Origin of the sequence: Flavobacterium praedii (genome assembly GCF_026810365.1) — a bacterium.
GTDB classification, from domain to species: Bacteria; Bacteroidota; Bacteroidia; order Flavobacteriales; family Flavobacteriaceae; genus Flavobacterium; species Flavobacterium praedii.
In genome coordinates this window covers 3006766-3018731 of record NZ_CP113948.1, presented here as the reverse complement: position 1 = coordinate 3018731, position 11966 = coordinate 3006766, and the positions used below count along the sequence as shown (strand labels likewise).

Genomic DNA, 11966 nt, shown 5'->3' with positions numbered 1-11966 from the left:
TTTATTGTTTTTTTTCTTCGGTAACAGGAGTTTCAGTTGCAGGAGTTTCTTCTGCAGGAACTTCTTTAGTTTCTTCAACTTGACCAACTTTGCCTTTAATTTTTGGTTTTTTTGCAAAGGTTTTTTTCAATTCTTCTGCTTTGGCAAACATCATATCTTTGGTCAGATCTGCAATTTCTTCTTTGTTGAAGCCAGACATATAATAGCGAACTGCTCTTGGATTATCACCTTTATATTCAAACATTGTTGCCAAAAAATAATCGCCCAACATACTTTTTGGATAACTTTTATCAGCAAGTATAGCCAAACCATCTAATTCATTATAGTCTTTGTTTTCTAATACGGCTGCTTCAATTGCTTTAAAATCATTTATGCGAATGGTACTTTTTATACCAAATGAATTTTCAATTATGTCATATTTAGTTTTTAAATAATCAACATAACCTTCTTTAAGTGTTGCTATTTTGGTAGTATATTCGTTTGTAGATATGGGTTGGGCCGCAGCAAAAATTTGATATAATGCTGTCGGAGCTGAATGTAAAACTATCGAGAAATGGGAGGTTTCTGTGAAATCTTCAAATTTATAATTCAAATTTGGATTTTGAATGGCTCGAATTTTAGTGTCCATGATTTTGATTCTTTCCTGCATTTTTTTTTCATCACCATCAGCTGTTGATAAATAATAAAAAAGAGGAAGTTTGCTTGAAGCTAAAAAATTGGGCAACTCATTTTCCATATTTACTGGTAATTCAGGACTTAGGCTAATGTAGGCATTGAATAAAGAATTGTCCTTGTAAAGAAAAAAGTTAGAGAAAGCCGCTGTGAGATCATGGCCAGCAATGATTTTAAAATTGGTTGTTCTGTACTCTTTTTGTATGTATGGAATAAGTTCTAGAGATATAAAATCAAAAAAATCTACGCTTTTTCCATCAGGCATTCCAGTGACTATGTCTAAACCACAATCTACTGATCTTTGGTCATTTTGTGCTATACCTACTATAATTACTTCGGGTAAATCATCCCAATATGCTCCATATTTTAAAGTGCCTAAAAACGGATTTAGCAAATAATCAGCATCTAAAACGAAAAGTAAAGGGTATTTTTTCGTTGGATTTTTTTCATAAGAAGCTGGAAGTGAAATGTATAATTCTCTTTTTTCTTGAAGTTTGTCTGAATTATAACTGATTGTCTTTACTTGCGAATAACTTGTAATTGTAAGAAGTCCTATTAAAAGTGTTACTAGTTGTTTCATATGTAGATAATATTTGTTTTTTATAGGAATATGGTATCGCCAGATCTTCATTGGTGTTTGCGGCAGCTTCTGCCATGGCGATTTCATACGAATTGATGTCAGTTATTTTATTGCAGTAAATATACTTTTAAATTGTATACAGAATTTTCGGAAATTGATTCAGATTTTTTAAATTTAAACTATGTCAAACTATTGTCGTTTTCATTAGGGAAAATAATCCAAGGTTTGAAAGTTTTTGCTTCTTCAAATTCTAATGTTGCATACGAAATAATGATGATGATATCGTCCTTTTGTACTTTACGCGCAGCAGGACCATTAAGTGTAATTATTCCCGAATTTTTTTCACCCACAATGGCATACGTATCAAAACGTTCTCCATTATTTATATTTACAATTGAAACTTTTTCGCCTTCTATTATATTGGATGCTTCTAGTAAGGCTTCGTCTATAGTGATGCTTCCGATATAGTTTAAGTCGGCTCCTGTAACTTTTACTCGGTGTATTTTTGATTTAACAACTTGAATGTGCATAGTGTTTAATTTAATGAAATGGTATCTATTAATCGAATGTTATTGATAAATACAGCTATGAATGCTCGATATTTTTTATTTTTATTTTTTTTAATGCAAGTCGAAAGAGTAGCTTCATCTGCAATTTCAAAGTATTCTAAAGTAAAGGTTTTGTTCTTTTCCAATTCTTTTTTTACCCATGAATTGATTTTTTGCGCGCTATTATTTGCAAACATAGATTTTGCTTGGACAAGTATTTTGTAAATAATACCAGCTTCTTCTCTTTGCTGCAAAGTTAAGCGTTCATTTCGAGAACTCATCGCTAAGTTGTTTGTCTCTCGAAAAATAGGGCATTCAATAATTTTCACCGGGATTTGGTTTTTTTCAACCAATTTTTTTATTATTTGTACTTGCTGAAAATCCTTCTCTCCAAAATAAGCCCTAGTAGGAGAAACTATTTCAAAAAGACGTTTTACAATGGTACCAACGCCATCAAAATGTCCGGGTCTAAACTTTCCTTCCATTTTATTTTCTAGCCCATCAAAATCAAATGACTGCGATAAGGTATTTCCTTCATACATATCTTCAACAGTAGGAGCAAAGACGATTATGTCTGAATGGATATTGGAGATTTTTTTAATATCTTCTTCTAGAGTTCGAGGATATTTTTCTAAGTCATCAGGATTGTTAAATTGTGTTGGATTTACAAAAATACTAACAACAGTTATGTCGTTTTCTTTAATAGATTCAAACATTAGGGACTGGTGACCTTTATGTAAAGCACCCATAGTTGGAACAAATCCAATTGTAGAATTTGTAGTCTTTATGGAGTTTAAATAGTCCATTAAAGCTGCTTTTCCATAGAAAATTTGCATAGTCGTTTTGTTTATATTAGGTGCAAACTTAATATTTTAGTCCATAACTGCATAAAATTTTGTAATTTTGCGTGGTTTTTATTGCCAATACTTAATCAATTTATACTATGAAAGATAAGAGGATATTATACGTATCATCTGAAGTTGTACCTTATCTCGCTGAAAATGAGGTTTCATTAATGTCTTATGACGTACCAAAAATGATTAATGATCAAGGCGGGCAAATTAGAATTTTTATGCCAAGGTATGGAAATATAAACGAGAGAAGACATCAATTACATGAAGTAATTCGACTTTCTGGAATGAATTTAGTGGTGAATGATTTGGATATGCCACTGATTATAAAAGTTGCTTCTATTCCAAAGGAAAGAATTCAGGTTTATTTTATCGATAATGACGAATACTTTAAGCGAAAAGCCACTTTTGCCGATGAAGAAGGAATTATGTATCCTGATAATGATGAACGCGCTATCTTTTTTGCCAAAGGTGTTGTAGAAACGGTTAAAAAATTAAATTGGGTTCCAGATATTATCCACGTACACGGTTGGATGGCTTCTATGTTGCCGGTTTATATGAAACATTTTTACAAAAATGAAGCTTTATTTTCTGATACTAAAATTGTAACTTCTGTTTATAGTCAATCATTTGATGGGACTTTGGATGTTGAAATGATCAATAAAGTTAGATTTGATGGTGTTCCAGATGAAGCAATTACCGATTTGGAGATTCCAAATTATGAAAATATCATGAAAACTACCATTCTTAATTCTGATGCAGTTATAATTGCATCTGGAGGAGTGTCTTCAAGTTTAACAAAATATATAGAGTCTTCAAACAAACCTTTTTTAACTTTGAAATCTAAAGAAGAGTTTGCGGTAGCTTATACCGAGTTCTATAAAAATATGTTGTTATAAATAATTCATTTACGAATAAATATGCTTAAAAATTCCTTTTTTAAAATAATTCCTTTCCTTTTATTTAGTGCACTTTTAGTTTCCTGTGATAAAGAGTTTAGTGTTATCGGTGAAGATCTTATAGATAGTGATTCTTTTGGTATTACAAAAGAAGAGTTTCCAGTTGTTGCATATAATCAAAAATTAAATGCAATTCAGACCAATAACTTGGAAGTAAATGCTTTTGGTATTTATGTAAATCCTTCTTTTGGTACTACAAAAGCTAATTTTGTAACTCAATTAGCGTTAGCGTCGCCAGGTCCAACTATCGATAAAACTGCAACTGTAAAAAGTGTTGTGTTGACGGTACCTTATTTTTATGATAAAACTAAAACGGTTCTGGATAATTCAAATGGGAACAGTACTTATGTTTTGGATTCAATTTATGGGCTACCAGAAAAATCTAAGATGAAACTCAGTATCTATGAATCTGGTTATTTTATGAGGGATTTAGATCCTGCCGAGCAGTTTTTGAAGCCACAAAAATTTTATAATGATCAGTATGATGATTTTTATTCTCAAATAATTCCATTGAATAATGCACCTTACTATCTTAATGATGATAAAACGGATTTGTCACAAAATTTGGAGTTCTTTTTTGATCCTTCAGAACATAGGGTTACTACACAAGTTGATGGTAAGGATGTTGTCACGCGAACTCCTCCAGGTATGCAATTGAATTTGAATAATGCCTTTTTTCAGGAAAAATTATTCGGAGCATTAGGTGCGCCAGCGGGTTCATTAGCTACCAATGAAATTTTTAAAAATTATTTTAGAGGATTGTTTTTTAATATAGAAGCGGTAAATGGTAATGATGGAAATTTAGCGATGTTGAATTTTAAAGCTGGAAAGATTACCGTAACCTATTCAGAAACTATTGATTCAAAAGCTGTTGAAAAAACTTTGATATTGGAATTAAAAGGGAATACGGTTAGTTTGCTAGATGAAAGTAATAGTAATGCAAAGTATATCAGTGCAACCCTAAAATCTAATGTAGACGAAGTTAATGGAGATCCTAATCTTTATCTAAAAGGAGGGGCAGGTTCATTATCTGTTGTGAAATTGTTTGGTGATGTAGATAATTTTGGAGATGATGGCGTTAGCGGCCTGAAAAATGGAGTGCCTGATAATTTGGATATAATGCGTACCAATAAATATCTTATTAATCAAGCTAATTTGGTTTTTCATTTAAATACAACCGAAATGGGTTCCAGTTTTGTGCCTCAGAGAATTTACTTATATGATTATACGAACAATCAGGTGTTATCGGATTATTATGAAAGTACCACGGTTTCTTCAAACACTAAATATAATAAATACATTTTTGGAGGTATACTTGCTAAAGAAACGGCAGCCAATGGTGGCGGTTCTTATTATAAATTGAGAATTACAAATCACATACGAAATCTTGTTAAATATAAAGATTCTACCAATGTAAAGTTGGGACTTGTAATTACAGAGGATATAAATAAATCCAGTTTTTATGCATTAAAAGATAAAAATGGTAGTCCATTATTTGCACCAATGGCTTCTGTGATGAATCCGCTAGGAGTTATTCTATATGGTAATAATTTGCCAATAGATGATAAAAAAAGATTGAAATTCGAAATTTATTATACAAAACCTAATTAAAATATAGTATGTGCGGAATAGTTGGATATATTGGTTATAGAGAAGCTTATCCTATTGTTATAAAAGGATTAAAAAGGTTGGAATATCGCGGATATGACAGTGCGGGTGTAATGTTGTATGATGGTGAAAACATAAAGTTGTCTAAAACTAAAGGAAAAGTTTCGGATCTTGAAGCAAAAGCAGAGAAAGAAATTACTACAAACGGAACAATTGGAATTGGACATACACGTTGGGCGACTCATGGTGTGCCGAATGATGTCAATTCGCATCCTCATGTTTCTAATTCCGGTGACTTAGTAATTATTCATAATGGAATCATCGAAAATTATGCTCCTTTAAAAGTAGAGTTAATAAATAGAGGGTATGTTTTTACGTCTGATACTGATTCTGAAGTTTTGATCAATCTAATTGAAGAAGTTCAAAAAAAGGAAAAATTAAAATTAGGTAAAGCAGTTCAAGTAGCTTTAAATCAAGTAGTAGGTGCGTATGCAATTGCCGTATTTGATAAAAAAAACCCAAATGAAATTGTTGCTGCACGTTTAGGGAGTCCTTTGGCTATTGGTATAGGTGAAGGAGAGTATTTTATAGCCTCTGATGCTTCACCATTTATTGAATATACTTCAAATGCGGTTTATCTTGAAGATGGTGAAATGGCTAATATCAGACTTCATAGACCGATGAAGGTTCGTAAAATTAAAGATGATACTATTGTTGATCCTTATATTCAAGAGCTTCAAATGAATTTGGAACAAATTGAAAAAGGGGGTTACGATCACTTTATGCTAAAAGAAATCTATGAGCAACCAAGTGTAATAAAAGATACTTACAGAGGAAGATTACATGCCAATGAAGGAATTGTTCAATTAGCAGGTGTTGAAGATAATCTTGAGAAGTTTTTGAATGCAGATCGTATAATTATTATTGCTTGCGGAACGTCATGGCATGCTGGTCTGGTTGCCGAATATGTTATTGAAGAGTTTGCTCGAATCCCTGTTGAAGTAGAATATGCTTCTGAATTTAGATATAGAAACCCAATAATTAATAGTAAGGATGTTGTTATTGCTATTTCTCAATCTGGTGAAACAGCTGATACAATGGCAGCAATTAAATTAGCAAAAGAGCACGGAGCTTTTGTTTTTGGTGTTTGTAACGTAGTAGGTTCTTCTATTTCAAGAGAATCTCATGCGGGTGCCTATACACATGCTGGGCCAGAGATAGGTGTGGCTTCTACAAAAGCTTTTACTACTCAAATTACGGTGTTAACAATGATTGCGCTTCGTTTGGCTCAAGCCAAAGGAACTTTATCTAAGTCGGATTTCCATATGTATTTACAAGAATTAGAAATAATTCCTGAAAAAGTTAAGGAAGCTCTAGAGACTAATGATAAAGCAAAAGAAATTGCCGCTATATTTAAAGATGCTCCAAATTGTTTGTATTTAGGGCGTGGTTATAATTTTCCAGTTGCATTAGAAGGAGCTTTAAAACTTAAAGAGATTTCATATATTCATGCTGAAGGTTATCCTGCTGCCGAAATGAAACACGGTCCAATTGCATTAATTGATGAATTAATGCCAGTAATTGTAATTGCACCAAAACAAGGGCATTATGACAAAATAGTAAGTAATATACAAGAAATTAAATCAAGAAGCGGTAAAATTATTGCTGTTGTTACCAAAGGAGATACTCAAGTTCGTGAATTAGCGGATTATGTAATTGAGATTCCCGAAACATCAGATGCACTATCTCCATTGATTACAACAATTCCTTTGCAATTATTATCTTATCATATAGCTGTTATGAGAGGTTGTAATGTTGATCAACCTCGAAATTTAGCAAAATCGGTAACTGTTGAATAGTTAATTTATTTAAAATTTTAAAAAAGGCGAGATTTATTTCTCGCCTTTTTTTGTTTTTTACTTTTTACGAAATCGATGTAAATTTTATGATAAATTTAATAGAATTGCTAAATTATTATGTATGCATAGTATTTAATATGTATATCGCATTATATTATTATTAAAAGTGTAAAAAGTAAAAATATGAAATTGTTATTTAATTGATGTAAACGTTAATAATAATAACAAATATTTTAAATAAAACTATTGATAATTAAAAAATATATGTAATTTGGCGCCATTAACCAACAAAAATTAGAGAAATGAGATTGTATTTACTTTTTTTAACATTGTTCTTTTGTAGCATATCTTTTGCGCAAAATTCTATCAAAGGTGTTGTAACTGATGAGAATAATCAACCCATCCCAGGAGCAAATGTTTCGATTGCTGGATCAAAGGAAGGAACTATTACGGATTATGATGGTTCTTTTGTTTTGGTCACAAATCAAACGCTTCCATTTTCAATTGAAGTTACCGCCCTAGGGTATTTGTCTTCTTCGTTAAAGATAGAAACGGTATCTCAAAAAGTTAGGGTTAAAATTAATTCGGAAGAAACAAAATTAAATGAAATTGTTGTTTCTGCTTCTAGAGCTCCTGAACGTGTGCTTCAATCTCCTGTTACGATTGAGAGAATGGGAATTGCACAAGTAAAAAGTACTACTGCTCCAACATTCTATGATGGTCTTGAGAATTTAAAAGAAGTACAATTCAATACGAGTAGTATTTCGTTTAAAACGGTTAATACCAGAGGTTTTGCTGCCGTAGGAAATACTCGTTTTATGCAATTGGTAGATGGAATGGATAATTCTTCTCCTGCATTGAACTTTGTTTTGGGAAATTTAATTGGGCTTTCTGATATTGATGTAGCTAGTGTAGAACTTTTGCCTGGAGCATCGTCTGCCTTGTATGGTGCTAATGCTTTCAATGGAATTTTATTCATGAATAGTAAAAGCCCTTTTACCAATCAAGGAATTAGTACTTATGTTAAATACGGTCAAACTTCTCAAGATGTGGCGGGAACCAATGATTATTTTGACATGGGGCTTAGAGCCGCTACAGCTTTTAGTAAACATTTTGCTGTGAAAGCTAATTTTAACTATATGAAAGCTACAGAATGGATCGCTGATGATAGAAGAAGTATGACTGGCGGAACTATAGGCCATGAAACAAATCAAAATTATGATGGTTTAAATATTTATGGTGATGAGGTGACTACTTTTATTACTAATGTAGGCCAAGTAAGTAGAACAGGATACCGTGAAAAAGACTTGAATGATAATAAAGTGAACAGTGTAAAAGCCGATTTCTCTATGCATTTCAAACCATGGGAAAATGACACTGAATTTATTCTTCAATACAAATTAGGATTAGGGAATACGATCTATCAAGGAGCAAACAGATATGCTTTGAATGATTTCTTTATGAGTCAAATTAAATTTGAAGTAAAAGGTAAAAACTTTTTTGCAAGAGCCTATCGTTCTGCTGAAGATGCTGGGAACTCATATGATATGCGTTTTGCAGGTTGGAATGTTCAAAGAGCTGCTAAATCGGATACGGAATGGTTTACTAATTATGCTACTGCGTTTCAGTATTCTGGTGCAGTATTAGGTACAGATGCAACTTTATCTGCATTAAATGCTAGAAACTATGCCGATTATAATATTAAGCCTGTAGGATTAGAGACTTTTTTACCTACTCCTACTGGTAAACCAAGATTTGAGCCAGGTTCTTCTGAATTTAATGCTGCTTTAAATGCTGTTAAAAGTGATCCAGACTTTACAAAAGGTTCGAAATTTACAGATCAATCGAAAATTTATCATGCGGATGTAAACTATAATTTTAAAGATTTAATGAAGTTTGCTGAAATTCAGGTAGGTGGTTCTGCTCGTCAATACGAAATGAATTCTAGTGGTTCTATTTTTACCGATTATGATGGTCCAATTCGTTATAATGAATATGGTATTTATACTCAAGCGTCTAAATTGCTTTTGGAAGATCGTTTAAAGTTGGTTGCTTCTATTCGTTACGACAAAAGTCAAAATTTTGATGGAAATATTTCTCCTAGGATTTCTGCAGTTTATTCGGCTGGGGCTAAAAAAACACACAATTTTAGAGTTTCTTACCAAACAGGTTTTAGAAATCCTACTACACAAGATCAGTATATTGGACTTGACTTAGGGCCGTTTGCTTTAATTGGATCTGCTCCTGAGAATTTAGTTCGTTATTCTGAAGTTAGAAATGTGAGTGCGGCTGGTCAAGCTGCATATACAGCTATAGGAAAACCTACTGCAACTGTTGTTATGGATGGAACAAATGCTTACAATAAATCTTATACCTTAACTTCTGTACAAGAATTTGGTAAAGAGTTGGCTAAGAATCCATCGGATGTGGCTGGAGCTGCTGCTAAATTAAAATCGGCAAACGTAAATTTAGTTCGTCCAGAAGAAGTAAAAGCTTATGAATTAGGATACAGAACTATAATCAATAATGATTTGTCAGTGGATATTAATGGGTATTACAATCAATACAATCATTTCTTGAATACTTCTAGAGTAGCTGGTGTGTATTACGGTGATGTGAATGCTGCTTTTGTTCCGACTGATCCATTAAGTCCAGTTTATGCTTTGGTTAGAGGAGATAGAAGGATTTACCAAGTGTATTCGAATACTTCTGCAGATGTGGCTTCTTTAGGTTTTGGCTTGGGATTGTCTAAAAAAGTATATAAAAACTTCGAATTAGGTGCTAATTATAATTATTCGCAATTGGATTTTGATCAATCACAAGACCCAGGTTTTGTAACTGGATTTAATACTCCGAAACACAGGGTTAAAGCTTCTTTAGGGAATACAAGATTATTTAAAAATTTTGGATTCAATACCAATGTAAGATGGAATTCTGAGTATTTATGGCAATCCTCTTTTGCTGATGGTATGATTCCTTCGGCCACTGTAGTTGATGCTCAAATCAATTATGCTGTTCCAACCTGTAAATTATTGTTCAAAGTAGGGGCAACTAATATTGGAGGAAAAGATTATATTCAAGTAATTGGAGCTGGTTCAATTGGGCAACAGTGGTTTGCTTCAATGACAATTAATCCATAATTAAATTAGACAAGACAAAAACTTAAAAATATAGAATATGATAAAAAATTTCAAATGGCTACTATTAGCTTCTTTAAGCTTTGTAGCATGTAATAATAATAACGATGAAGATTCGGCTCCTGTAGAAGTACCAGTTACTCCTGGTGCAGCTGTTTTGACAAAATATGTGGCTTTGGGAGATTCTTTTGCGGCAGGGTATAGTGATGGTGCGCTTTTTAAAGCGGGACAAGAAAATTCATACGTGAATATATTGGCGCAACAATTTGAGCCTGCTGGAGGTGGAACTTTTACAACTCCGCTAATGGCAGATAATTTTGGAGGTCTTTTGTTAGGCGGAAATGTTATTGCAGGAACAAGAAAAGCTATTATTTCATTTGATGATAAAACTAAAAAGCCTGTTATTGGTTCAGTAGTTGGTGTTCCAACTACAGAAGTAACGACTCATTTAACAGGTCCTTTTAATAATTTGGGTGTTCCTGGGGCGAAAAGTTATCATTTACTAGCTGCAGGATATGGAAACGTAGCATTTGTGGCTTCGGGTAAAGCAAACCCATATTATGCACGTTTTGCTACTTCGGGTTCAACTACTGTTTTGGCTGATGCATTAGCGCAATCTCCAACTTTCTTTTCTTTATTTATAGGTGGAAATGATGTATTAGGGTATGCAACATCAGGTGGAATTGGTGTAAACCAAACAGGTAATTTGGATCCTTCAACTTATGGAGGAAATGATATTACTGATCCAAATGTTTTTGCAAATGTGTATAATGCTTTGGTAGCTAATTTGACAGCAAAAGGAGCAAAAGGTGTAGTTGCCAATTTACCTTATGTTACTACCCTGCCGTATTTTACTACAGTTCCTTATAATCCAGTAGCTTTGGATGCTACAAAAGCGGATCAGTTAAACGCTGGTTATGCACAATACAACGCTGGTTTACAAAAAATGGTGAAGGATTTTAATGCTATTACACCAGAAGAAGCAGCTAGAAGAACTATAAAATTTGTTCCAGGTAATAATGCTGTTGTAATTGTTGATAGTTACTTAACTAATTTATCCGCTTATGGAGTTCCTTCTTATAGACAGGCTACTAAAGAAGACTTGGTAGTATTGCTAGCTAGTTCTTTTATAGGTACTCCAGTAGGTAGTGATCCTACTAAAATAAATGGGATTTCGGTTCCTTTATCTGATCAATGGGTTTTATCAAAAGATGAAATAAAAGAAGTAGTAACGGCTACTAATGCTTATAACGAAACGATAAAATCAATTGCTGATGCAAAAGGTTTAGCCTTTGTAGATGCTAAAGCAGCAATGACTCAATTGTCTACAACGGGTGTTCCATTTGGGAATTTTCAGATTACCTCTGCATATGTTACTGGTGGTGCTTTTTCATTAGATGGTGTTCATCCAAGTCCAAGAGGGTATGCTTATATTGCTAATCTTTTTGTAAATGCAATAAATAAAAAATACGATTCCACTTTAAGAACAGTAGATTTAGAGAAATATGGAATTCAATATCCGAAAACTTTGTAATAAATTTAATTTTTAAATTAATATCTAAACCACCTGTTTATAACGAGGTGGTTTTTTTTGTATTTCATGTAAAATGCTTTGATTTGATAGTTTGAAACGACTTAAAAGTCAATTCATTAAAAAATTAGCTTTTTTTATAAAAAAAAATATTGATTTTATATTTTAAAAAATTATCTTTGCACTCTGAAAAAAGTATCCAGTCGAGCGATTTCGATGGG

8 protein-coding genes are annotated in these 11966 nt (G+C 32.7%); 5 read left to right on the top strand and 3 right to left on the bottom strand.

All coding sequences use genetic code 11. The features are described 5' to 3' along the window. Position 1: 1 nt before the first annotated feature. From OYT91_RS12835 to panC, 3 genes are all read right to left on the bottom strand, one after another. Positions 2–1252 carry an alpha/beta hydrolase gene (locus tag OYT91_RS12835; RefSeq protein WP_281238278.1) on the bottom strand — a complete coding sequence of 417 codons (1251 nt, stop codon included), beginning with the start codon at positions 1250–1252 and terminating at the stop codon, positions 2–4. 179 nt (positions 1253–1431) lie between these two features. Continuing rightward, positions 1432–1782, bottom strand: coding sequence for an aspartate 1-decarboxylase (gene panD / locus OYT91_RS12830; RefSeq protein WP_269224491.1), 351 nt, complete (start codon positions 1780–1782; stop codon positions 1432–1434). A 5-nt stretch (positions 1783–1787) separates the two neighbouring features. Next, positions 1788–2636 (bottom strand): pantoate--beta-alanine ligase, encoded by an 849-nt coding sequence (panC, locus tag OYT91_RS12825; protein WP_281238277.1) that lies wholly within the window; start codon positions 2634–2636, stop codon positions 1788–1790. Positions 2637–2743: 107 nt separating this feature from the next. Here panC and OYT91_RS12820 point away from each other — a divergent pair, with 107 nt between their 5' ends. The 5 genes from OYT91_RS12820 (at position 2744) to OYT91_RS12800 (ending at position 11748) form a co-directional block, all read left to right on the top strand. Further along, a complete protein-coding gene (locus OYT91_RS12820) occupies positions 2744–3550 on the top strand; it encodes a glycogen/starch synthase (RefSeq protein WP_269224493.1) in 807 nt (268 codons plus the stop codon). Between the two features lie 21 nt (positions 3551–3571). After that, positions 3572–5221 carry a BamH family beta-barrel-assembly machinery protein gene (gene bamH, locus OYT91_RS12815; RefSeq protein ID WP_281238276.1) on the top strand — a complete coding sequence of 550 codons (1650 nt, stop codon included), beginning with the start codon at positions 3572–3574 and terminating at the stop codon, positions 5219–5221. An 8-nt stretch (positions 5222–5229) separates the two neighbouring features. Next, on the top strand, positions 5230–7077 hold the full coding sequence (glmS, locus tag OYT91_RS12810) for a glutamine--fructose-6-phosphate transaminase (isomerizing) (RefSeq protein WP_281238275.1): 1848 nt from the start codon (positions 5230–5232) through the stop codon (positions 7075–7077). Positions 7078–7379: 302 nt separating this feature from the next. After that, positions 7380–10217, top strand: coding sequence for a TonB-dependent receptor (locus OYT91_RS12805; RefSeq protein ID WP_281238274.1), 2838 nt, complete (start codon positions 7380–7382; stop codon positions 10215–10217). Positions 10218–10254: 37 nt separating this feature from the next. Beyond that, entirely contained in the window at positions 10255–11748 is a 1494-nt protein-coding gene (locus OYT91_RS12800; RefSeq protein ID WP_281238273.1) for an SGNH/GDSL hydrolase family protein, read from the top strand. Positions 11749–11966: the final 218 nt, after the last annotated feature.